Genomic DNA, 23,897 nt, shown 5'->3' with positions numbered 1-23,897 from the left:
TTCTAAATGATAAAAACATGATGACTAAAAATACAAAAATTTTATCTCATTTTTGGCTTTATTTTATTTCATCGTTTGACCAATAAAGGTGAATTATCTGTCTTTTACTTTGATAAGACAAATTATCTTTTTTTGCCACTCATTTTTCTCTTAGTAGGTTTTGCCATCTTCTCATCACCCACTTTCTCAACCAACGCAAAATCTATCTGCAATAAATCCATATTAACCCCTGCCACTTTGACGTTAAGCTCCTCACCCAATTTAAAGGTTGAGCCTTTATCACCTATTAGGGCTTGTTCACGCTCGTTGTACTCGTAGTACTGGGCAGATAGGTTTGAGATGTGAATGAGTCCATCAATGAACAAGTCATTGAGCGTAACAAACAAGCCAAAACCCGTTACGGTGGTAATCGTTCCCACAAATTCATCGCCCAAATGTCTTTGCATATAGTGGCATTTTAGCCATGTTTCTACATGACGAGATGCCTCTTCGGCACGGCGTTCAGTGGTGGATGTTTGCTCGCCTGCCTCATCTAGCGTTTTGTAAATTGTGGGTTTAGATTTGGTATTGGTTACTTTATCCTTAATGGCTCGGTGGAGCATGAGGTCAGGATAACGGCGAATGGGGCTGGTAAAATGGCTGTATTCATCATACGCCAAACCAAAATGTCCGATATTATCAGGGCTGTAATTCGCTTGCATCATAGAACGCAGGAGCATGGAGTGAATGCTTTGGGTGTCCGCTCGTCCTTTTGTTGCCCCGATGATGCGTTGATAATCGGCATGAGTGGGCGACTGGCTTGGAAAAGACAGCCCAAAGGACTTAACGTATTCAGACAACTTGGCGGATTTTTCATCGGAGGGTTTATCGTGATTGCGATACAAGACGGGTAATTTATGTTCTAAGGCAAAATTTGCCCCACAAGTATTGGCAAGGAGCATCATCTCTTCGATGAGCTTATGGGCATCACCACGTGTGCGTTTTTTGATGTCTTTGATGTCGCCATCTTCACCAAAGACAATATAGCTTTCGGCGGTATCAAACGCCATCGCACCACGCTCTTGTCGTCTTTTGTCAAGAATTTGATATAACTGATACAAGGTATCCACTGATTTGCATACGTCAGGATTATTGACCAAATCATCAGGTAGGGTTTCATTGGTGGGGTCGTCAAAATAGGCATTTACCTGATTATAGGTGAGTCGTGCTTGTGAGTGCATGAGTGCAGGGTAAAACTCATAGCCTGTTATCTTGCCTGCCCGAGACAGCTTAATATCAGCAACCATACACAATCTGTCCACTTTTGGGTTTAGCGAACACAAGCCATTGGATAAGACCTCTGGGAGCATGGGGATAACACGATGAGGAAAATACACACTCGTACCACGTTCATAAGCATCCACATCAAGGGGAGATTGAGGGGTTACATAATGGCTGACATCAGCGATGGCAACCACAACACGATAGTTACCGCCAGAGCGTTTGCAAGCATAGACTGCATCATCAAAATCACGTGCATCTTCGCCGTCTATCGTGATAAGTGGCAAATCTTTCAAATCCACACGCCCTTTAAAGTCTGTCTCGGTTGGCTCGCCATAGCTGTCGGCTTGTTCTAGGGTGGCTTTGCTAAACTCATGCGGTATGGCGTGGTTTAAGAGGGTGGTCTCAATGATAAGTTCACGGTCGTTTAAGTTGGTTAAAATCTCATCAATCTTACCTGTGGCGTACTCTTGATAAGTGGGCATGTCAATGATGGCAACTTTCACGCTGTCGCCCACGTTTACCCCATGATAAGACACATCATCATCACTTAGAGTAATGGGCTGATGAGCATTCACCCCTGATAATTGGACAAAATAGCCGTCATCGTCCCTATCAAGCACCCCCACAAATTCAGTGCTGGCACGATGCAGGACGTTTTGGATGCGAGCCTCAGGTTTGCCTTTAAATTCAGTGGCAGCAGCTTCTACCGTGTCGCCGTCAAAGACCACACGCATTTGTTTTTCATGGACAAACAGGTCAGGCATGTCATCTAGCACAACAAAACCAAAGCCCTTGGCATTGGATGAAATCTTGCCCGTTACGGTAGTAGGTAAGGGAGCGATACTAAAATGAATGCCATCTGTGCGTTCTAATTGATTGTCTCTTAGCATGGCTTTTAGGCGGTTGTTTAGAGCAAAAAAGCGGTCATCATCCCCCAAAATCTCAAAAAATAACCCCAAACTCTCCGCCGTGGCAGGTTTGTTATCATTGTTCATTTGGGCAACGGTTTGTAAGATAAGCAGGCGAGAGGGGATGGGATTTTGGTATTTGTTGGCTTCATCGTGAGCGTTAGGGTCATTCCACGTTGGTTTTTTTTTCATGTATATTCTCTACTAAAATTTGGTGATATGTCAATTATTGAGTTATCATAACATATTTAAATACCAAATCATGTAACTTTATGACAGTTTTTCTAAATTTTACCACGCCCAGCACCCTCCAATCATCGGGGCATTTGTCCAGCATTGCACGGATAGAGTGTGAGTTGTTTAATGACGCTTGGGATGGTTTGGCGGTGCATTCGCTACTGGGTCAATTCGGAGCGGGGGTCATCATCTGTTGCGATGACGATGACAAATTATTGGGTTATTGTATTTACCAAATTGTCTTTGAGACAGCAGAGATTTTACGCATTGCCACAGACAGCCGTTATCAACAGCAGGGCGTGGGCGGTGGTCTGCTGACCGATTTTGTCAAATTAGGTAAGGACAAAGCGGTACAGCGGATACTCTTAGAAGTGCGAGCCGACAACTCGTCCGCCATACGCCTATATGAGCGACATGGCTTTTATCAAATAGATGTGCGAGCAGGCTACTATAAAGATGAATTTGAGACGGTGGATGCTCTGATTTTACAAAAAGATTTGTAAAATGGTAGCACTGTTTGTTGGGTTAATATCAAAACGGCACTTCACTCTCCCAATCTAGCCAAACCCCATACACAGGGTGTTTTAGGCGAAGTTTATGGGCGTGCAAGTTTAGGCGTGGGGCAAGTTCTAAGGCGGTGCTTTTTTGTGGTAAGGCGGCATAAATTGGGTCACCTATCATGACATGACCGACATGCACGCAGTGCACACGCAACTGATGGCTTCTGCCTGTAACAGGATACAACGCCAGACGAGTAACAGCGTGAGCCTTGCCTGCCTTGTCCGTGCGTAACTCATGGTGCATGACCTTATAATGCGTCAAGGCTCTCTTATTGTGGTTCATATCCACGATATGACGAGGTTTGGTGGTTGGCTCATAGCGAACAGGCACATCAATCACGCCTTTTTTATCCGCTTGCTCCATCGTACCAAATACCACTGCTTGATATTCCTTGTTCACCATGCGGTCAATGAACTGCTTGGCGATGTGGCTTTGGCTGTGTTCGTTCTTGGCAAAAATAATGAGTCCCGATGTGTCCATATCAAGCCTATGAATGAGCTTGATGTTTGGATACACCCTTAGCAGTCGTGATTGTAGGCTAACCTTTAAGGTACGTCCATCCACGCTAAGTAGCCCTGCTGGCTTATCCCCCACCCAAATGTCATCATCTTCATAGACGGTGATGGAGCGGATAAAATCATTAAAAAATTCATCATCATGCCAACACTCTTGGGTGTTCATTAGGGCGATTTTATCGTCAGATAGGCGGTCGTGGCGGTAGGTCATGGTCTTTTGTGGTTTTTAATGATTTAAATTAAGATTTGGATTAGCTAATGAAGAACTGATGATTGATGGTTGTTGACAAATTTTTTATTATAACACAAAGTTTTGAAGATTGTGATGAATAACTGATGATTTGATTTGTCATAATTCACAGATTGATAGAACTTATCATAACACCCTTGAAAGCCATAAAAACATTCCCATTATATGAGCATTCACTCATTTTTAAAAGGTAATATCCATGAGCATTATTAACACCACCGATGCCAGTTTTGACAAAGACGTACTACAAGCTGACAAGCCTGTCTTGGTAGATTTTTGGGCGGCTTGGTGCGGTCCTTGTAAAGCCATTACCCCCATCCTAGAAGAGTTGGATGCAGAATACAGCGATAAATTCCAAATCGTCAAAGTTAATGTAGACGACAACCCAGAGACATCGGCACGCTTTGGCATTCGTAGCATTCCCACTTTATTTGTGTTCAAAGATGGTCAAAAAGTGGATACTGTGGTTGGCAGTCGCCCCAAATCAGAGTTTGTTGAACTGCTAAATAAACACCTATAATCCCAACACATGATACACACGAAAATCCTGCCTTGTGCAGGTTTTTCGTTTTTAATGTATCGCTAAGACAAAAACAAGCCATAAAATCATGACTTGTTTTTATCAATTTTTATGAAGCCTGTGAGGGCAGTCTGCTTTAACATGTTCTACTTTTTACATGATGCCCTACTTTTTACATGCGTTTGACACCTCCTATATACCCCATCAAAGATACCCCATCAAAGCCTCAACCCCTTTTTTAAGGGCAGCCGCTCAGCAAGCTCTAACAGTGCCTTTTGATACACGCCACGCTTAAACGGCACAATTTGTCTTAGAGGATACCAGTAACTCACCCAAATCCATTCATCAAATTCAGGGGTTGCGGTATCAAAGCGAATAAAATCGGTGTTTTTTTCATCCAAGCGAAGCAAAAACCATTTTTGTTTTTGCCCAATACAGAGCGGCTCTTGTCCCAATCGCACATAACGCCTAGGCAGGCGATAACGAAGCCAATCATGCGTTACCCCAAGCATCTCCACGTGATGCGGACACAAGCCCACTTCTTCATACAATTCACGGTACATCGCATCAAGCGGTGTTTCGCCCTTGTCAATCCCACCTTGTGGAAATTGCCAGCTGTCTTGTCCGACACGTTTTGTCCAAAGCACTTGCCCTTCTGTATTTGCCAAGATGATACCGACATTGGCCCGAAAGCCGTCTGAATCAATCATGACCAACCTTAATTTAATCAGTAAAAGAACGCCAAAATTTTGGCACATTATTGTTATCTATTAAACCAAATTTTTGCCAAAAAGTGTAACTTTATTTTGCTTAAAAATGTTGCAAATGATAAACGGTAGCAATAAGTACTGATTTTGAGCATATTTGTGGAGGTATTGACCGATTCATCATTGTCATCTTGCCCAATACACAAAAATTAAACCAACCGTTGATTGTCAAAATTTACCCCCATGTTATTTTGTGATACAATACCAAAGACATTACAGATATATTGTGTAAGGACACAAATCACCATATTCACCCAAAATTTTTGTCAAAAAAGGTAATCCCATGAGCAATATGAATGCCAATATTACATGGCTAAATAATGAAGTAATTAATTTTGAGGCTGTAAGTGGCTCAGGGCATAAAGTGGTTATTGACTCAGCCCAACAGCTTGGGGCAAGACCCATGGAGCTTATCTTGATGGGACTGGGTGGTTGTGCCAGTTATGATGTGGTAAGCATTCTAAAAAAATCTCGCCAAAATATCAGTGATGTTCGCTGTGAGGTGTCTGCGGTGCGTGCTGACAGTGTGCCTGCGGTATTTACCAACGTTCATCTGCATTTTATCATCATCGGCGAAGACATCAAAGAATCACAAGTTGCCAAAGCCATTGAATTATCAGTAGACAAGTACTGTTCAGCATCAAAAATGCTTACCGACGGCGGGGTAAATGTCACGCATGACTTTAAGATAGTAACGACAGCACAATCATGAACTGGATTTTATACATTCCCAAAGATACCCATCATGCGATTATGGCACTCATGAGTGCCTGTGTGTTGCCATTTATCTTTGCGTTTTTGGCAAAGATGACTGGCGGATTTGACCTTAAAAAAGACAATCAAAACCCACGAGCATTTTTGGCACAGACCAAAGGGTTATCATCTCGTCTTAACGCTGTACAAGCCAACAGCTTTGAGAGTCTGCCCATCTTTATTGGAGCGGTGCTTATCGCCATGTACTGCTTTGTCCCTCAAAATGTCATCAACGGCATGGCGTGGTTGTATGTTGTGTTACGCATCATTTATGGCGTGGCGTATGCCATGAATTTGGCAACATTTCGCTCTGTGGTTTGGGGTTTATCACTGATGTGCTGTTTGCAGTTATTTTATTTTGCAATCAAAGTTCTTTGACACAAACATTGCGTCTGTAAGAGTCCACCCAACATTTAGGCAATCCCACGATGGATGACCTTTTTTAAAATCAAGCCTATCTCTCTTTAAACCCATCTCTCTTTAAAACAGGATCTCTCATGGCGGTTAATTTTTCAAATACTCTCATCGTGGCAATCTCAGCGACGGCATTATTTGACCTAAAAGAACATGATGAGATGTTAAAACGTTTTTTGGCAGAAGATAAAACCACAGCATTCATCAAATTTGGCAACTACATGCAATCGGTTGAAAAAGAGCCACTACAAAAAGGGGCAGGTTATCCACTGATAAAGGCCTTATTAAACCTAAACAAATACCAACCCCCCAAAGAATATCACGACGAATCTCCCTTTGTTGAAGTCGTCATCGTCTCAAAATCCACCCCAAGTCTGGGCATACAAGTACTAAATGCCATACGCACGCATGGATTGGGCATTACTCGCTCAGCTTTTATCTCAGGGGCAAGTGTGGCGGATTATATTGATGATTTTGATGTGGATTTGTTTTTGACGACAAACATAGATGATGCCCAAGCCGTTACCGATGCTCGCCTATGTGCCTGTGCGGTGCTAGATGCCACGCCTGTGGAAATATCAGCACCAGACACCGAACAGCTTCGCATTGCCTTTGATGGAGATGCGGTACTATTTGATGATTCAGGCGAATTGGTATTCAAACAAGAAGGATTGCAAGCCTTTCATCATCGTGAAGAGAGCATGGTAGATCTGCCCATTGACAAAGGCCCTTATGCTGACTTTCTAATCAAACTCTCTGCCCTACAAAAGAAATTACCCCACGATGCCCTAGATAGCACTCACAATCCCATACGCATCGCCCTTGTAACCGCTCGTAATGCACCTGCTGACATGCGTGCCATTAAGACCCTAAGAGAATGGGGGGTTGATGTGGATTTGGCATTTTTTTTGGGTGGTATTGAAAAAACAAGGGTCTTAAAAACATTTGCCCCACACATATTTTTTGATGATTCCATAAAACACATTGATGCCGCCAAATCTGTTGTACCATCTGCCTTAGTACCTTATCACTCCACATCTTTACTTAATAAATATCACAGTCCAGATAAAGCAGTGATAGATAACATGGATAACGCCCAATTCATCAAAACTGATAAAAAATTTTTAAAAAATTCCAAAAAAAATGAATAAATAATTTGAAGTTTTAAAATAAAATATGTTAATATAATCATGCGATAAAAATCAGTGTTTTTATCTTTTTAAATAGGGGTATTTTAAATTTATTTTTAATAAACCTAAGATGTCCCAACTGTCGCCACTAATAATCATGTGTAATATAATTATGTTAATATATTAACATCAATAGATTAAGCTTGATTGTTAGCACGGTTCTTTCAAATGAGGAAATATCATGCCTAATGTAAATAATGTAAACATTGACACCCTAAGCGTAGAACAGCTAGAAGCACTTACCAAAGATGCCCAAGCCAAAATCAAACAAAAGCAAGCCCAAGGTCTAAAAGATGCTTACTTACAATTTAAACAAATTGCCAAAGAAAATGGCACTACCATTGAAGAGATTCTAAAAGTTGGCAAAAAAGCTCATAAGGAGGCGTCCATTGCTTACCGTGACCCACAAAACCCAAAAAATGTATGGGCAGGTCGTGGTCGTAAGCCAGGTTGGTTAGAAGAGGCTTTGTCCCAAGGTAGGAAATTAGAAGACTATGCGGTAAAATAAAGATGATAAAATAAGATAAGAGATTATCACCTTGACTGCATCATACAATAAGTCAGGATATCTTATTCTGACTTATTTTAATTCATCGTCTTCATCACAGATGATACCAAACAATCGCAATCCAACGCATGAATATCAGCGATGGCATACCAATTAGAAACAAGCCCATTTGGTACAAAACAATAACCCTAGATATGTGAATTTAACAGTTTATTTAAGACGAATTTATTTGAACGAACAATCATTTTTAAACATCAAAAGTTTAAACATCAAAAATTGAGTAACTATCATGGCAAGTATTAACAAAGTAACTATCATCGGTCATTTGGGTCAAGACCCAGAGGTGCGTCAATTTCAAAATGGTGGCAGCTTGACCAGCATTAACGTAGCAACGTCTGAACGTTGGATAGACAAAAACACAGGCGAACAAAAAGAACAGACCGAATGGCACCGCATCAGTCTATTTAATCGCTTGGGCGAGATTGCTGCCCAATATCTACGTAAAGGGATGCTTGTATATATAGAAGGTAGCCTACACACTAGGAAATATACCGATGCACAAGGCATAGAGCGTTATAGCACCGAAGTGCGAGCCAATCAAATGCAAATGCTTGAAAGACGTGACAACCATGGCGGTGGGCATGGTGGTAATTGGCAGGGCAAGCAAAACCACAATAATCGCAATTTTGTTGGTGACTACAATCACCAACAAAACAGCGGTTATCAAGGTAATAATGGCTTTGTTGGCAACGCACAATATCAGGGTGGTTATCAAAATGGCTTTAACAATCAACCCCAAAATGGCTTTGGAAAAAATGCCCCACATCATCAAAATAACTACCAAAATAACAATCCCAACCAAGGCTTTGACCAAGACCCCCAACATGCCCAAAGCATGAATCAAAATAGCAATCAGAGCAGCCAAAATGAGACCAATCCATACATAAGCAATAAAACCACCCAAAAAGCAGTAACTCCGCCATCAATCAGTGGTGTGGCAGATGATGATGTGCCCTTTTAATCTATACGCATTAATAACAAAACGGTGACCATGGTCGCCGTTTTTATATTTTTTAGATTCTATGATAAATTTGATTGAAAATTTTGCTTTTTTAGGTCATAATTTGTTACAATATCATCACTACATCTGTAAACTTTTTGGAAAAATATATGAAAAGAGTCGTCATCACAGGCATGGGCATTGTCTCAAACATTGGCAACGATTTAGATACCGTTACCGACAATCTAAAAAACGGCAAATCAGGCATCATCTTCAACCAAAGCTATGCTGATAATGGCTTTAAATCCTGCGTATCAGGTTCTATTGACCAAAAAACACTTAATACATCTGCCATTGACCGCAAGCTAAAACGCTTTATGTCAGATGCAAGCCTATACGCCTATGTGTCCGCCTTATCTGCCATTGACAATGCAGGGCTAAGCCTTGATGACATAGCAGATGACGTACGTGTTGCGGTTGTGGCAGGCTCAGGCGGAGCAAGTACGGCGGATGTGGTTAATTCAGTAGACAACATGAAAGCCAAGGGACTGCGTGGTGTGGGAGCAATGGCAGTACCTAAAATCATGAGCAGCACCGTATCTGCCACGCTTACCACAGGACTACGCATCAAGGGTATTAGCTATTCGCTATCATCAGCTTGTGCCACATCTAGCCACTGTATCGGTCATGCCATGGAACTTATTCAGCTCGGTAAGGCGGACGTGGTCATCGCAGGAGGGGCAGAGAGCGAGCATTGGACACAGTCGTGCATGTTTGATGCAATGGGAGCAATGAGTACCAACCATAACGACACACCAAAAACCGCAAGTCGCCCCTATGATGCCACACGAGATGGCTTTGTCATCGCAGGTGGTGGTGCCATCGTGGTCGTGGAGAGCCTAGAACATGCACAATCTCGTGGAGCGACAATCTTAGCTGAAATCATCGGTTATGGTGCAACCTCAGATGGGGCAGAAATGGTCGCCCCAAGCGGTGAGGGAGCAACTCGCTGTATGCAAATTGCCTTATCTCAGGCAGGGATTGATACGGTAGATTATGTGAATTCACACGGCACCAGTACACCGCTTGGTGACATCACAGAGCTACATGCCATCGCCGAGGTGTTTGGCGGTGCAAACAAAACCCCACCCATCAGTTCAACCAAATCCCTAACAGGGCATAGTTTGGGGGCAGTGGGGGCACAAGAGCTGATTTATTGTGTACTCATGATGAATAACAACTTTATCGCTCCTAGCATCAACATCACCAACATGGACGAAAAAGCCAAACCCTTTGACATTGTCCAAACCACACGTCAGACCAAACTTAACACCATCATGAGTAACAGCTTTGGTTTTGGTGGAACAAATGCAGCGTTGGTGATAAGCAAATTTGAGGGTTAATGTTTTAGAAATCAAGACATTATTGCCCCTCAAATGGCGTATCAGATTCAGCTTAGCTCGCTTTGCTTTTTATGACCAAACTGTGATGGTGGCACTACCAAATCGCCAAATACAAAGATGCTAATGTCTCCTTGAATTTGGCGTTTGGTCTATCTTTTTTATCATAAGTTGTCTTATAACCGCATTTGGTGTATTATCGCCCCACATCGCCCTTATTAAAGTTATAATAACGCCAATTCTATTTTTCTTCTTATTTTATATGACAATTTGCCTTTTATCAGTTTATCATCATGCTCACACACCCCATTGACACCACGCACACCCCAAGCCAACTTGTCGCACTCATCATCACGCATCATCCTAACTGGCAGGCGTGTTTTTTACACAACGCTCATCGCCCCATCATCGGCATTTGCCCTACTGTGTCATGGACGGCAACATTTACAGACACGCTCTTGATAGACAAACACACACGCCACGCACCACCTAAGCGTTATGTCTCCACCTATACCGATTGGCAAGATGAGCTTATCGCCTACTGCCAAGCCCAAGCCCAAACTGCCACACATAAAGGCGAGTACATGCACGGCTTGATGGGCTTTATCGGTTATGACCTACCCGCTCATGAATTAGATGCAAGCATCACCATCAAAGCTGGTCAGCCTTGTGCCTATTTTGGGCATTATGACATTCATATCAAGCCGTGCGACCATGGATTTACATTGATTGGCATCAATACTGACAAACAAATCTTTGACAAAATAAAAAGCTCATTAACCGAACTATTAAATCAAGCCTTGCCAAAAAGAGAACTCACCCAATTCATCTCATCATGGCAAAGATTGGATTATAATCATGCCTTTAATAAAATCCAAAAATACATCAAGGCAGGCGATACTTATCAAATTAACCTAACCCAAAAATGGCAAGCAGATTTGGAAAATTTGGTCAATCATTTACCCCATTTACAGGACACAATCAACGCGCCATTTGCAGGGTTTTTAAAATTAGGAGAATTTGAGATTTTATCGGTATCTCCTGAATTGTTTTTTGAGTTTAACAAAACAGATGATGGCATTGACATCATCACCAAGCCCATAAAAGGCACACGTCCACGCCATGATGATGCTAGCACGGACAATGAGCTAAAAAGTGAATTGGCAAACAGCGAAAAAGACATCAGTGAAAATTTAATGATTGTGGACTTACTCAGAAATGATTTAGGTAAATACGCCCATATCGGCACGGTAAAAACACCCAAACGCTTTGTAATTGAGAGTTTTCAAAACGTACATCACATGGTCAGCACCATTAATGCCCAATTAAAAGATGTGCATTCTTTGGCGGTCTTATTTGGCAGTTTACCTGCAGGTTCAATCACAGGCACACCCAAAAAACGAGCGTGTCAAATCATCCATGAATTAGAAATCTCTGCTCGTGGGGCATATTGTGGTGTCATGGGTTATATGAATTTTGACGGTACGGGCAATTGGAATGTACTTATTCGCACACTACAAAAATGGCAAAATACAGAATTATGGGCAGGCGGCGGCATTACCATACAATCAGACATGGACAGCGAATATCAAGAATGTTTGGACAAAGTGGGCAATGTCATCCATATGATGCATGGTAAGTGAGAATGGGGTGCATGATTCTATCGCCATGTTCCCAAACATACAATATTTATGCCAAATCGGAAAAAGATAAATCAACCCTTTGACTTTATAATACCATTTAAATACCACTTATTCCAAAACGACATAAGAGCTTTTTCATGTTTCATTTTAACGACCAGACTGCTTTTTTAAATAACATTGCCACGCTTGCAAGCACACATCTTGCCCCCAAAGTCATTGACATTGACAAAGGTTATTACCCCCTTAGCCAAATGGCCAAGCTGGGCAAGGCGGGACTGTTCGCCCCACACCTAAATGCTTACGGCAACCGCTTTGATTTGGCGATACTTGCCAATGCCAACGTGGGGCGAGTATGTGGCACAACCGCCTTTTTGACGTGGTGTCATCAAGTGATGGGACTCTACATTGACCAGTCGGACAACAGTCTATTAAAAAGTGAGTTTTTAAACAATCACACCCTTGCCAACAGCTTTGGCGGTACGGCACTGTCCAACCCGATGAAAGCATGGGCAAATATTGAGAGCATGAAATTTATCGCCAAAAAGGATGCAGATGGCTACAAAATCAGTGGCATTTTACCGTGGATTAGCCACATCAAAGATGGTCAATACTGTGGTGCTGTGGCACAGATAAACGGCACGGATGATGAAGTATTTTTCTTGTTACACTTTGATAAAAACAGAGCTGATACATGGCAGTTGCACCCCTGCCCTAAATTTAGTGGCATGGAAGGATCTAGCACGCTACGCATTGAATTGACCGATTATCCCATCGGTAGCGATGATATCATCGCCCTACCCTGCAAAGAATTCATCACCCGTATTCGCTCGGCATTTGTGCTGATGCAACTGGGTATTGGAGCAGGGATTATCATGGGGGCAATTGATGATATCAAAGAGGGTACGGCGGTCTCTAATGCCTTTTTAGAAGATCAAGCAGGCAGCCTAAGTTTGGAGCTTGACAATCTGGTTGCCAAAGTACTAAACCTAAGCAAAAACCCATTTGAGAGCGACAAAGAATTCTTCCTAGATGTGCTAAATGTACGTGAACAGGGGGCAATGCTGACCCTAAAAGCCACTCAATCTGCCATGCTCCACCAAGGGGCAAAAGGCTACCTGATGAATGCTCACCCCCAACGTCGCCTGCGTGAAGCTCAGTTCGTGGCAATTGTTACCCCTGCCATCAAACATCTGCGATATCTGTCACACCAGCTGATGGACGAACCCCGGGTCAAACCAATTGAGTATTTCATTTAAATTTTTATAAAAAGGTAATCATGACAACTTCCCCCACTGATGGCCGTGGTGCATGGCGTAAATTCATCTGCCTTGCTTGTGGCTATATCTACGATGAAGAATTGGGCGACCCTGAGGACGGCTTGCCTGCTGGTACTCGCTTTGAGGACATTCCAGATGATTGGCAATGCCCTCTGTGTGGTGTACGTAAAAGCGACTTTGAACCCTATGAAGAGACAAGCCACATCGCTCCTGCGGTTGTTTTTGATCGCACCGAGCGTGGCGTGGTCATTATTGGTGCAGGTCTTGCAGGTTGGGCGATGGTAGAAGCTTTGCGTGCTTTGGACAAAGATTTACGCATCACGCTCATCAGTGCCGATAACGCTGATCGCTATCATAAACCCATGCTGTCCGTCGCCCTATCCCAAGGCAAAGGGCGAGCTGAACTGGTGCGTGCCACAGGCAATCAATCCGCCCTTGATAATAACATACACCTGCTTGCCAATACCTACGTTACCAACATAGATACTCAAACCCAAAGCCTACACACCACTCGTGGCACGGTATACTATGACAAACTCATCCTAGCCATCGGTGCCACTCCTGCCTATCCGCCCACCATCACCAAAGAGATGGCATGGCACATCAATCACTTAGAACGCTTTCATGAATTAAAGTTACGTCTGGATGCCCCCAAACATATCGCCATCATTGGAGCGGGCATGATTGGCACTGAACTTAGTGAAGATTTGATAAAGGCAGGTCACAAGGTTGACCTCATTGACGTACACCCCAGACCCCTATCCTCGCTACTGCCTGCCATGGCAGGTGAGCGTATTTTAACCGCAATTAAAGCTCTTGGGGTAAATTGGCTGGGTAACAGCATGGTCAAAGGCGTAACCGCCAACGCACATGGTTATCAGATTGACCTATTTAACCATGATAGCCAAGCAACCAGCCCCTTGTTGGTTGATGAAATCATCGTTGCCACAGGGCTTTATGTTCACGAACGCTTGCCTCTGCGTGCCAATCTGACTTTTAACAAACACACAGGCATCGCCGTCAATCCCCAAACCCTCCAAACAAGCGAACCTAACATTTACGCTCTGGGTGACTGTATCAGCATTGATGGCGTGCCTTGTCGCTATGTCGCTCCGCATCGCTCCCAAGCATCGGTTATCGCAGGGCAAATCATTCAAAAAGATGGGCAAGGCACAATGTACAAACACACCCCACCCATGATTCGCCTAAAAAATAAAAGCATCAGCGTCAGTGCTCATGGTTCACCCAAAGGTATGGGTAATTGGCATGTACTTAGCGATGATGATAATGGGCTTATCTTAGAGATGAGAGAGCATGGTAATGTTGTAGCAACAGCCACAATAAAATCAGCATAAGTTTTGATATTACTCACCTAACGAATATAAAAAAACAACCGTAAATTGCTTTACGGTTGTTTGTGTCATACTTACTTAGACTATGGCAGTTAAGATTAGAATGCCAAATGAGCACCCAAACCCCACATATTTGCATCAGCATTTAGGTAGTTATAACCTGCCTCAATACCAAAGTTAACGGTTGGTTGAAAGCCTACACCCACGCCACCTGCGATTGATGTTTTGTCGTCTTTTTTAGAGTATGCACGACTGTTGGTTGTATAATTTTCAACTTCTGTTTTAGACAGACCCAATTTACCTTTGGCATAGACTGGCATGTTATCAAAGTGATAACGATAAGTGCCATATGCACCATAAGTTTTAGCTTTTACTTCATACTCAGCAAGAGTTCTACTGTGCTTGTATTTTTCGCTGTCAGCACCCACATATTCTAGTTCAACACCAGTATTTTGGTCAAAGTTATAACCACCATACACGCCGTAAGCGGTCAACTTGCCTTTATGACTTTGAAGCTTATCAAGGTCAAATTGACCCACTTTTACACCCACATAAGGCTGACCAACACTGTTTGCACCGTAGCTTACAGCAGCACTGGCACTCATCATCAATAGTGATGATGCACTAAGAGCTAATAGAGCTTTGTTTAGCATTTTCATGATTTTTCTCCAATTATGGTGCAAGCACCGAGTTTGTTATTATGTCGTCATTGATAAAAATAACCATCAATGCCGATGTGTATATAGTAACAAAATATTTCTAAAAAATTGTGTGTCTTTATGGTGTTAAGTGTAAAGTTTTGCAAAATTGACCCCCATTATCCTTATATTGGACGACTTTTGCAATATTTTGTTACCTTTCTTACAATCCATGTAGGCGTTACATTATTTGACCATCACTCTCCCCAACATTCACCTTTTCCATTTTTTGACTTCCTCCCCGCCCTATCGTTCGGGGATTTCTTCTACAAGACGGTGAAGCCCCACCGCAAGCCTAAGATAGTGGCAACCGCCCGTACGACACACCGTACATCTTAGGTTCTTATTTTAAGCTAATCCTACTGTTAGGATTGTCATAGACACAAATTAGCTTAAGTGTGTGTTTAAAAACGTCTTACCAGTTAAGTTACTGCGTACTCGCAATTTAGTCTTAACTTAACTGTGGACTGTAAGACATTGAATATAGTGAGATGAGTATAGCAAAACTTATCGCATTTAACAATTGCCTTATATCCACCGCCCAAAGTCGCAGGTTTACGGCAACGGAGGATAAAATGCCCAAAATCCTAAAATATCGCTATTTTTTAAAATTTTTGATAAAATATTTGAAAAACCATCTAAAATTTGAAAAAATTTAGCACATATCACCAAAAATGGTTGAATCTAGGTTAATTTGACCAATTTTTTATTTATTGCCCAAAAACAAATTAAAGGAATATTGATGAAAAAATCACTCATCATTTTTGATTTAGATGGCACACTTATTGACAGTGTCCCCGATTTGACCGATGGGGTGGATAAGATGCTTGCTCATTTTGGTAAATCTCCTGCTGGCATGAAGCGAGTGCGAAATTGGGTCGGTAATGGTTCTGTCACACTGGTAGAACGTGCGTTGATATGGGCAAATTTACCCCTTGATGGATTACACCACGCCCACGAGCTATTTTTGACAGAATATGCCACATGTCAAAGCAAAACGGTAGAGTATGATGGGGTAACAGATGGGCTAAAACGCCTACTGGCACACGGTTTTACATTAGCTCTTTGTACCAATAAACCCAGTCGGTTTTTACCCGATATTTTGACAAATATGGGCTGGACAGATGTATTTGCCTGTGTTGTTGGAGGTGATACCCTACCCACCAAAAAGCCCAATCCTGACCCACTTTTGCACATTTGCCATACGCTTGGCGTAAATACATCACATGCGGTCATGGTCGGTGATTCCAAAAACGACATCTTAGCAGGAAAAAATGCAGGCATAACAACCCTTGCCCTAACTTATGGCTACAATTATGGCGAACCTATCATACAAAGCCATCCTGATGGGGTGTTTGATGATTTTGGGGATTTGGTTGCTTTTTTATAATTTTATAATAAATACCTATTAAATTCAACCAAGAAGCGCAACGTTTAAATATATAGAGAAAAGAGTAAGATGTGCAGTGTTGTACTTGTTACCTCAACTTTCACATATCAGAAACGTTTGCAAAAATATACACATCTTACTCTTGAACAAAGATACCAAATTTCATCTGTCAAAATCCATACCCTCCTGACCACTTATTCCAGTCTAAAATGGACACCAATTTCGATTTAAAATGACCAACGATTCCGGTGAATGCTGGTCATTTTAGTTGAGTCTCTATGATTATTGTGGTGTTAATTTATTGTGTGCGCTAATTTCTTCCGCATAGATTCGCCTGCCAGTGCAAGCGGGTATGCTCGGTGAATGATACGATCAAGCACAGCATCAGCTATGATTGCTTCAGGAAATAATCCATGCCAAGCTGCGACAGGGTATTGGCTAGTAATCAGCAAACCGCCAACGCTAGATTGCTTATCAATAATATCAAGCAACACAGGACATATCTGCGGTAGTAATTCACCAATGCCAAAGTCATCAATGATTAACAAATCTACCTTGCAGTATTTTTGCTTAACCTTGGCGATACTGCCATCGGCTATTGATAAGATAATATCTTCGTATAAATCAGCAGCTTGAACAAACATCACTTTTCTTAAGTTGCGACAAGCATAATTGCCGAGCGCACAAGCCAGTCAAGTCTTACCAGTTCCTGTCGCGCCCATAATAATGGCGCTTCGATGCCTATCTATCCATTCGCATTCTAACAATGGCGAGATACTGTCTGGACTGAGACGCTTGCTATTATAGTCTATGTCTTCAACTCTGGCTTTGCTATAGCGAAACTTGGCATTTTTAATCAATTTATTGATGTAATTATTGTGCCGACCATTGATTTCATGTTCAAGCATACCTTCAATCAGCTTTGTCGTGCTTATCTGTGGATTGCTTGGTGCCAGATAATGCGCCTCATAATAGTTGGCGGCATGGCTAAGTTTTAGTTGTTTGAGTTTTAGGATAATGGTATTAATTGTCATGTTTAATCTCCTAGCTTGCAATTTGGTTGATTTCATTGGCGTAATAATTTGAGCCACGAATGTTTTCATGCAGTTGGTTTGAGGTGAATGCAACATCCAAATCTTCCATGCTTGGCATGATCAGATATTCTGTCTTTTGGTAAACTTTATTTTTAAATACCGAAATGATGCGGTCAACTGCACAGATATTGAGTCTTTGCACATAGTCAAAGCCTTGCTCTATCTGCATATTCGGCACTTTATGCTCAAGCAAATATCGCTTTAACTGATTGAGCTTTTTAAGATTATTGGCATAGCCGGATTTGTTTTGCATAATCTTTTGAACCATATGAGCGGTTTGTTTGCCAATATTTTGTGCCCAGGCCAGTAATTTATCTGGCTGCATTTCATCTTGCAGCTGATGATTTCTTGGCATATGCTCATGCAAAATACTGCTACCTGTGGTAATGTGTTGATGTTCAGCGATGAGTTCGCGGTGTGGATACACCAATACTTTGTTATCTGTTAGTTTGACATCTACACGCTGACCTATAAACTGATATGGGACAGAATAGCTGGCATGTTCCAAAGTAATCATATAAAACTCAGTAACTTTAAGATTATAGAACCATTGGCATATTTCATACGCCTTGGCAGGCAACGGATTTAAAAACTGCTCATCAGTCTTGCTAAAACAAACATATCGACTCTCTGGGTAGCGTTTTGTTGTTTTGGTATTTAATTTGCAAAGCTCTTGTGAGAGCGTATGGTTTAGTTCATCCAAACTAAAAAGCCGATGATTTCTTAATTTAGCCAAAATACCCATCTGAACAATGCGCACCGCCAGTTCTGCCATAGATTTGTCTTTTGGCTTGCGAGGTCGTGAGGGTGCAATAATGATGTCATAGTGATCTGCAAGTTCGCTATATGAGGGATTGATTTGAATACCTGTTGAATTATGGCTAATCACCGCAGATTTTAAGTTGTCTGTGACCAGCTTGAGTGGCACACCACCAAAAAATCAAACATTCGAATATGACACAGTTGCCAGTCTTCCGCCTTTTGAGATGGGACGGCGGTACAATAGATACACCCAGATGCAGGCAGTATGGCAACAAAAATCTCAGCTTCAACAATCACTGTGCCTGTGCGCTCATTATAAATAGGCACTTTGCGACCACAGAAGTCCACTTGCACCATTTCGCCAGCCTTATAGATCTGTCGCTTGCTCGGACGGGAGGTTTTCTTGTATTTACGATATTATTCACAAAACTGAGAATAGCCGATTCCGTCAGGATGAAGCGTTTTAAATTCTTGCCATAATAACCCAAGTATCATGTCAGGGCACGACATCTCTTTATCAATGTATGCCCAATCAGGATGTGTTTTGATGGATTTGATTTTATGTGGGTTATATACCTTGACCAAGCCCAAAAGCCTTCGCATTTCAACATCATTTGTTGCCAGTATTTCATCAATACCAAGCATACAGTTTTGATTGAGCTTGCGTATTTTGGCGACTGTGGTTGGTGAGATGCTTAGATGACGAACAACGGCTCGGTTGTTAAGCCCTGATCGATTTGCTTTAGTGCAGCACGGATGGTTTTATTATCTATGTTCATGAGAAATCCTCAATATATTTTATAATTAAAATTCTTTTTTTGAGGATTGCAAGACCCTATAGCACTTGACAAATCAAGTACCAGCAGGGATAATAAGATGTCACCTTGCTTAACGACATCTTTATTGAAGCACTATCAACGCCATTTGATAGTGCTTTTTCATTGCAATCGTATTAATATTGACATCTGTGTTAGCTAAGGTCAGTGCATTATCCACTCCTTAATATCGTTTTGGTTGGTAAAATCAGTAAAAAAGACACGCAAAAAGCGTGTCTTGGTTTATAAAGATAAGTGTTGTATTGATGCACCCAGTTGGGTGTCACAAACTGTTTTTGTGGTCTCGCGACGTTTTTTTCCTTCATTGATAAGTTTGTAGATAAGGTCTGAGAGCGACTGAAAATCCTGTGACGCTTGCTGTCTAGCCCATTCTTTGAGATCGTTGGGTAGTTTCACATTGGTTTGAGAAATATAATTTCTGTGTTGAGCAGGCATTTCACACCATCCTTATAAAATAAAAATTAAGTTTAGCATTATAAAAATCACAAATAAATTTATAGTCAAATAATTTATGTACCATTATATACTATTATAAATGTTAAATATACCACATTATACTAGATAAATGACCAAAAAAGTTTACAATGTATCCCTTGCCAATTAAAAAACCCATGATTTTTCTATATAATACCGAATAACAACCAAATCGCATTACCCACGGAGTTACTCATTATGGCTGGAGATATACAAGTTAATTTGCGCATCCCGCCTGACCTTAAACAAAAACTGCAGGAGCAAGCACAGTTTCATGGTCGTTCTTTAAATCTTGAAATGAACTATCGCTTGGTCAACTCATTCTCCACACCCAATGACAGCTATGCAGACATCATGCAAAAGCTAGATGAGATTGTTGCTCGCCATCATAAAACCAAGCGATTAGGTGCGGTTCAAGAACGATTAAACACAGCCTTATTTGAATTGAGCAAGGTGCCAATGGTGCGACAGCTATCACCTGCGCGTATCGCTTATGATTTGGGTTATGAAAGAGCTGATGAAGTGATTCGTTGGTTTGATGGTGATCTTGAACCAACTTTTATGCAGCTTAAACAACTGGCGGACTATCTAGGATGCGATGCCGAATGGCTAATGTTTGATGAAAAACAGCCTTATCCAATCAAAAACCAAGACATGAGCCGTTTTGATACCGTCCAATCTATTGTGGAGTTTTGTTTTGAGCCAGAAGCAGGGTTTGATGCAGTTCAAAAGGTATTTTTTATTCGAAACGACAGTGCTGCTGGTGATGTATTGATCATCAAGCAGTTTAGTCACAAGCATGCCCAGGTGTACACTACTAATATCCATCTTAGCAATGTGGTTGGTGCTACAGGTGCTAGAATACAAGCTTTGTTTGTATTGGCACTCAAAGATATTTGTAAACATGGTGAGTATAAACACCAAGCCATGAGCTACTTATTTGATGCAGCCGTCTGTGAACAGCTAAAACAAGGCATGGAACATCCACTCAAGCTGACTGCACGAGCAACCTTTACTCCGTGGATGGATGACATCTGGGATCGACATATGTTTGATAAACAAGATGCGGATTACTACTGGCGCGGCTATCGGGATGTCTGCTTTAGAGTGCAGGCGTATATCAATGAAGATCCCAAGCTAAGAGATATGCATCTCTAAACCGCTTGATCAAGAATAAAAACCACCATCAAAAAAGATGGTGGCAGGGTTGGGGTTGGGCGGGTGGGTTTATGTCTTAGCACAAACTACGAGCCTTGCTTTGTTAGCACTTGGGTGTGACATGTACTTTATGCTGACACATATGATTAATGTCTGTCATTGGCTATTGCATTAACCAGAATGCGGATATCCATAAAGGGTGATGAGAGTTTGAAGTGGGCAGGTGCGTGCAACACAATCCCGAAACGGCTTAAATTAATGGTGTGTGATACGCATCCTGCCGTACTATATGCTTGTATGCGTAAATTGGTACAAATCTGTTTTGGTGTGATTAAGCACCAAACTCCCTGCCAAAGCCAAATGAAACTCAGTTAATAGTTTGACTTGGCAGAGGGAGAGATAGTGTCTACAGGCTATGGTTTATACCTGTTGAACCGTGTTCAGTATGAGTTTTTAAAATCTTGGATTGTGCCGCCCATACCATCCTCACCACCACGGCCATAACAAGCACCTGGGACTGTACCGGTCAACTTGTGGGCTAAGTTTGCTTTGTATTACAACATTTAGGGTAATTACAATTGCTGCATTTATTGCAAAAAATAGTCAAAGGGTTTATAGCATCCTGTTTTTCCCCAAACCAAAAAAGCTCCTTTGTAATAAAGGCAAGTGTTATATCTACTAATAAATACAATCGTTGAAATATAGAAAAAACCACAAAATACCATAAGCGACATATAAAAAAATAATTTTGTACCAAAAATAGAATGGAGAAATTCAAAGGCAATTAAGGCAAAAACATTTACTGCTAAATATTTATTCCTAATTCGCAAAAGCTTCTGATAATCATAAAAAGTATTTTTAGCATTCATTGCAACCTCCTTTTAAAAGACATCTCTTATTGTAAGCGTTCTGGTTTTGTTATCCGAGTATGTAAATGAGCCCCTGGGAGCAACACCTCCTTTGGAATTACCACCGATTGCCCCGCCATATCCAGAATATTTGCCACTAGAGTCGTTATGAATATTGAAACATCCAACGAGCAAGCAAGTGCTGGCTGTACTTGAAGTATCATCTATGTTTGATCTGCCGCCTTGGATGTAATTTGCACCCAAGCCAAAACCAGCCCCAAAACCTGTTATGTCAGAAGTTGTTACAGCAACCCCTGCATCAAATTCCCCCCCAATTAATTTTTGGGTTACGGATTGAAAAATTCTCAAACGCATCACTAGACGTTACAAAAACGGCAAGCTCACCACCTTTTCCCTTGATAGGCGTAGTGTTAATCCCTGCGTTTACGACCACAGTACCATTCCACTCCACCCCCACTTTCCCTATCTCAGCCCCACTCACAGCATCAGTAGTATTGCCATCAGTCGCTGTATAAGCTGTTGTCACTGTGGCAAGGTCTAGAATGCTGACGATGGTATCTTTTTGTTCTTGGTTAAGTTCGCTTGGGTCTTTGGTGTCATATAGGTAATTAGCCAAGGCAGGTGCAGCCACTTCACTACTTGCTCCTGATAAAGCACCAGTTGTGATGTTGTTACCCGTGGCATAACTTACCGCAGCACCTAGTATGGCATGAGCTAAAAGGTGCTGTGCTGAACCTTCTTGGTCTTTACGTTTAAACTCCTGCCCAATTTGATAAGCCACTTGTGGGCTTACTGCTCTTGTCACATCCCCTATGATACCATTTGAGTTAGGAGCGTACAAGGCGGAGGTGATGCCATCGAAGAGTCTTAGGTTGTCGTCTATTTGCTTGGCTTTGGTTTCAAGTTCTGCTTTTCTTGGATTATCATCTACTAAATCTTTGGCTTTTTTGCGGTAGTCTTCTGCTTTTTTTGCAAATTCACTTCTAATGGCACGGCGTTCAGTATCAAATGCTTGAGTAATAGTGACCTGAGCATTTAACTCTTTAAGTGCTTGCTCTTTGTTAAAGTCATTGGTGATGATTGGGTTAAGCTCATGTTGAACTTCTTCTTGTTTGAAATTCTTTGTGTTGATATGGCTAAGCCCTGCTTGGTCAGTGATGGCAGTGTGGGTGGTACTGGTTTTATGAGTTGGGGTTATTGTACCATAGCCTAAGCCTTGTAGGGCATTATTGTTACACACCATTAAAAATTACTTTAATGGTGTGTTGTACATATTCTACCATACTAATAGCTAAAGAACTGATGCTCCATACAGTAATATTGCAAAATACTCTTTAATAGTAATAAATATAATAATAAATACCCAATAGTAGTTATCTATCCTTGGAAATAATTTTGATATAGTATAATAAAAAAATAAAAGCACAATACTAATAGCAAAATAATAGTGAAAAACCTTAAATAAAAAATGATTTTTAAAAGGATCAAAGGCTAAACCCATATTAAATATGATAATAAAATCAACAGCCATCAAAAGAAATATTTTTTCAAACTTATTCATCTATCTGACCTTATCAACTTTTTAAATTTTTTAATAGAATCTCCTTTATTGTCCCATAGTTTGAATTCACCAAAAAATTTTCCAGAACCAGAATGACGAATATCATAGCTTGTATTGTCACCATTGCCGCTACCAAAGTCCGCCCAAGGATCTACATCATAATCTATATGACCTAAACTGTCTGCATAGTAATTAAATGTGCCTGCATTAGATGGAGTGGTAACAATTTTCCCTGTTTTTTTATCTACAATCACTTCAAATTGACCGCCCTTATGTACATATTTTGCGTGAGGATAAGTTCCATCAGGATTTTGTAAAATTTTTGCATCATCAGCAGAAAAGTTATGAAATGCATTTTTATAATCAGGGTACTCATTCCAGTTTTGTCGAAACTCTTGTGACTGCTGTTCATAGCTGAGCTTTGGATTAAATTGTTTTTTAAATAACTCAACTCCTTCTTTATTCCACTCATTTCTCTGAGTAACATGCAAATAATA

25 protein-coding genes and 1 pseudogene are annotated in these 23,897 nt (G+C 41.3%); 13 read left to right on the top strand and 13 right to left on the bottom strand.

The window, feature by feature from the left end; translation table 11 throughout:
- Nucleotides 1-122: 122 nt before the first annotated feature.
- Complete coding sequence (gene rnr / locus A7456_RS10695; protein WP_067010531.1) at nt 123-2,363, bottom strand: ribonuclease R; 2,241 nt, start codon at nt 2,361-2,363, stop codon at nt 123-125.
- An 80-nt stretch (nt 2,364-2,443) separates the two neighbouring features.
- Here rnr and rimI point away from each other — a divergent pair, with 80 nt between their 5' ends.
- Nucleotides 2,444-2,911 (top strand): ribosomal protein S18-alanine N-acetyltransferase, encoded by a 468-nt coding sequence (gene rimI / locus A7456_RS10690; RefSeq protein ID WP_067010528.1) that lies wholly within the window; start codon nt 2,444-2,446, stop codon nt 2,909-2,911.
- Nucleotides 2,912-2,939: 28 nt separating this feature from the next.
- Here rimI and A7456_RS10685 read toward each other — a convergent pair whose 3' ends face one another.
- On the bottom strand, nt 2,940-3,695 hold the full coding sequence (locus A7456_RS10685; RefSeq protein ID WP_066892943.1) for an RluA family pseudouridine synthase: 756 nt from the start codon (nt 3,693-3,695) through the stop codon (nt 2,940-2,942).
- A gap of 232 nt (nt 3,696-3,927) precedes the next feature.
- Here A7456_RS10685 and trxA point away from each other — a divergent pair, with 232 nt between their 5' ends.
- Complete coding sequence (trxA, locus tag A7456_RS10680) at nt 3,928-4,254, top strand: thioredoxin (protein WP_197940328.1); 327 nt, start codon at nt 3,928-3,930, stop codon at nt 4,252-4,254.
- Between the two features lie 218 nt (nt 4,255-4,472).
- On the opposite strand, the gene A7456_RS10675 is transcribed toward trxA, so the two are convergent.
- Nucleotides 4,473-4,964: an RNA pyrophosphohydrolase gene (locus tag A7456_RS10675; protein ID WP_066885175.1), complete on the bottom strand. Its 492-nt coding sequence runs from the start codon at nt 4,962-4,964 to the stop codon at nt 4,473-4,475.
- Between the two features lie 349 nt (nt 4,965-5,313).
- Between A7456_RS10675 and A7456_RS10670 the strand changes: the two genes are divergently transcribed.
- The 9 genes from A7456_RS10670 (at nt 5,314) to A7456_RS10630 (ending at nt 14,561) form a co-directional block, all read left to right on the top strand.
- Nucleotides 5,314-5,733, top strand: a complete 420-nt coding sequence (locus A7456_RS10670; protein WP_067010579.1) for an OsmC family protein — start codon at nt 5,314-5,316, stop codon at nt 5,731-5,733.
- Nucleotides 5,730-6,152, top strand: coding sequence for an MAPEG family protein (locus tag A7456_RS10665; protein WP_066885001.1), 423 nt, complete (start codon nt 5,730-5,732; stop codon nt 6,150-6,152). The genes A7456_RS10670 and A7456_RS10665 overlap by 4 nt, the downstream gene beginning before the upstream one ends.
- 119 nt (nt 6,153-6,271) lie before the next feature.
- A complete protein-coding gene (locus tag A7456_RS10660; RefSeq protein ID WP_067010525.1) occupies nt 6,272-7,339 on the top strand; it encodes a 5'-nucleotidase in 1,068 nt (355 codons plus the stop codon).
- 220 nt (nt 7,340-7,559) lie between these two features.
- Nucleotides 7,560-7,886 carry an H-NS histone family protein gene (locus tag A7456_RS10655; RefSeq protein WP_066885004.1) on the top strand — a complete coding sequence of 109 codons (327 nt, stop codon included), beginning with the start codon at nt 7,560-7,562 and terminating at the stop codon, nt 7,884-7,886.
- Between the two features lie 289 nt (nt 7,887-8,175).
- Nucleotides 8,176-8,907 (top strand): single-stranded DNA-binding protein, encoded by a 732-nt coding sequence (locus tag A7456_RS10650; protein WP_066885007.1) that lies wholly within the window; start codon nt 8,176-8,178, stop codon nt 8,905-8,907.
- A gap of 149 nt (nt 8,908-9,056) precedes the next feature.
- Nucleotides 9,057-10,289 carry a beta-ketoacyl-ACP synthase II gene (locus A7456_RS10645; protein WP_067010522.1) on the top strand — a complete coding sequence of 411 codons (1,233 nt, stop codon included), beginning with the start codon at nt 9,057-9,059 and terminating at the stop codon, nt 10,287-10,289.
- Between the two features lie 290 nt (nt 10,290-10,579).
- Nucleotides 10,580-11,929 (top strand): anthranilate synthase component I family protein, encoded by a 1,350-nt coding sequence (locus A7456_RS10640; RefSeq protein ID WP_067010519.1) that lies wholly within the window; start codon nt 10,580-10,582, stop codon nt 11,927-11,929.
- Nucleotides 11,930-12,066: 137 nt separating this feature from the next.
- Nucleotides 12,067-13,185, top strand: a complete 1,119-nt coding sequence (locus A7456_RS10635) for an acyl-CoA dehydrogenase family protein (RefSeq protein ID WP_067010516.1) — start codon at nt 12,067-12,069, stop codon at nt 13,183-13,185.
- A 20-nt stretch (nt 13,186-13,205) separates the two neighbouring features.
- Nucleotides 13,206-14,561: an FAD-dependent oxidoreductase gene (locus A7456_RS10630; RefSeq protein ID WP_067010512.1), complete on the top strand. Its 1,356-nt coding sequence runs from the start codon at nt 13,206-13,208 to the stop codon at nt 14,559-14,561.
- Between the two features lie 95 nt (nt 14,562-14,656).
- On the opposite strand, the gene A7456_RS10625 is transcribed toward A7456_RS10630, so the two are convergent.
- Entirely contained in the window at nt 14,657-15,217 is a 561-nt protein-coding gene (locus A7456_RS10625; protein ID WP_067010509.1) for a porin family protein, read from the bottom strand.
- Nucleotides 15,218-15,998: 781 nt separating this feature from the next.
- Between A7456_RS10625 and A7456_RS10620 the strand changes: the two genes are divergently transcribed.
- Nucleotides 15,999-16,646 (top strand): phosphoglycolate phosphatase, encoded by a 648-nt coding sequence (locus tag A7456_RS10620; protein ID WP_227713278.1) that lies wholly within the window; start codon nt 15,999-16,001, stop codon nt 16,644-16,646.
- Between the two features lie 293 nt (nt 16,647-16,939).
- Here A7456_RS10620 and A7456_RS11810 read toward each other — a convergent pair.
- The 5 genes and pseudogenes from A7456_RS11810 to A7456_RS10595 form a co-directional block, all read right to left on the bottom strand.
- Nucleotides 16,940-17,680: pseudogene (locus tag A7456_RS11810) on the bottom strand (ATP-binding protein).
- A gap of 10 nt (nt 17,681-17,690) precedes the next feature.
- Nucleotides 17,691-18,668, bottom strand: a complete 978-nt coding sequence (locus A7456_RS10610) for a Mu transposase domain-containing protein (protein ID WP_067010504.1) — start codon at nt 18,666-18,668, stop codon at nt 17,691-17,693.
- Nucleotides 18,638-18,859, bottom strand: a complete 222-nt coding sequence (locus A7456_RS10605; RefSeq protein ID WP_067010501.1) for a transposase — start codon at nt 18,857-18,859, stop codon at nt 18,638-18,640. Before A7456_RS10605 ends, A7456_RS10610 begins: the two co-directional genes overlap by 31 nt.
- Nucleotides 18,860-18,919: 60 nt before the next feature.
- Nucleotides 18,920-19,147, bottom strand: coding sequence for a hypothetical protein (locus tag A7456_RS10600; protein ID WP_067010498.1), 228 nt, complete (start codon nt 19,145-19,147; stop codon nt 18,920-18,922).
- A 413-nt stretch (nt 19,148-19,560) separates the two neighbouring features.
- Nucleotides 19,561-19,773 (bottom strand): hypothetical protein, encoded by a 213-nt coding sequence (locus tag A7456_RS10595; RefSeq protein ID WP_067010496.1) that lies wholly within the window; start codon nt 19,771-19,773, stop codon nt 19,561-19,563.
- Nucleotides 19,774-20,010: 237 nt separating this feature from the next.
- On the opposite strand from A7456_RS10595, the gene A7456_RS10590 reads away from it, so the two are divergent.
- Nucleotides 20,011-20,970, top strand: a complete 960-nt coding sequence (locus tag A7456_RS10590; protein WP_067010493.1) for an Arc family DNA-binding protein — start codon at nt 20,011-20,013, stop codon at nt 20,968-20,970.
- Between the two features lie 587 nt (nt 20,971-21,557).
- Here A7456_RS10590 and A7456_RS10585 read toward each other — a convergent pair.
- From A7456_RS10585 to A7456_RS10570, 4 genes are all read right to left on the bottom strand, one after another.
- Complete coding sequence (locus A7456_RS10585) at nt 21,558-21,839, bottom strand: hypothetical protein (protein ID WP_067010489.1); 282 nt, start codon at nt 21,837-21,839, stop codon at nt 21,558-21,560.
- A 298-nt stretch (nt 21,840-22,137) separates the two neighbouring features.
- Entirely contained in the window at nt 22,138-23,082 is a 945-nt protein-coding gene (locus A7456_RS11510; protein ID WP_067010487.1) for a VENN motif pre-toxin domain-containing protein, read from the bottom strand.
- Nucleotides 23,083-23,130: 48 nt separating this feature from the next.
- Nucleotides 23,131-23,400 carry a hypothetical protein gene (locus A7456_RS10575; RefSeq protein ID WP_067010484.1) on the bottom strand — a complete coding sequence of 90 codons (270 nt, stop codon included), beginning with the start codon at nt 23,398-23,400 and terminating at the stop codon, nt 23,131-23,133.
- On the bottom strand, nt 23,397-23,897 hold a 501-nt coding region (locus A7456_RS10570; protein ID WP_211266075.1), incomplete at its 5' end, for a hypothetical protein. The genes A7456_RS10575 and A7456_RS10570, both read right to left, overlap by 4 nt.

This window comes from Moraxella nonliquefaciens, assembly GCF_001679005.1.
GTDB classification, from domain to species: Bacteria; Pseudomonadota; Gammaproteobacteria; order Pseudomonadales; family Moraxellaceae; genus Moraxella; species Moraxella nonliquefaciens.
The sequence above is the reverse complement of the archived record's forward strand: the minus strand, read 5'-3'. Positions and strand labels throughout refer to the sequence as shown.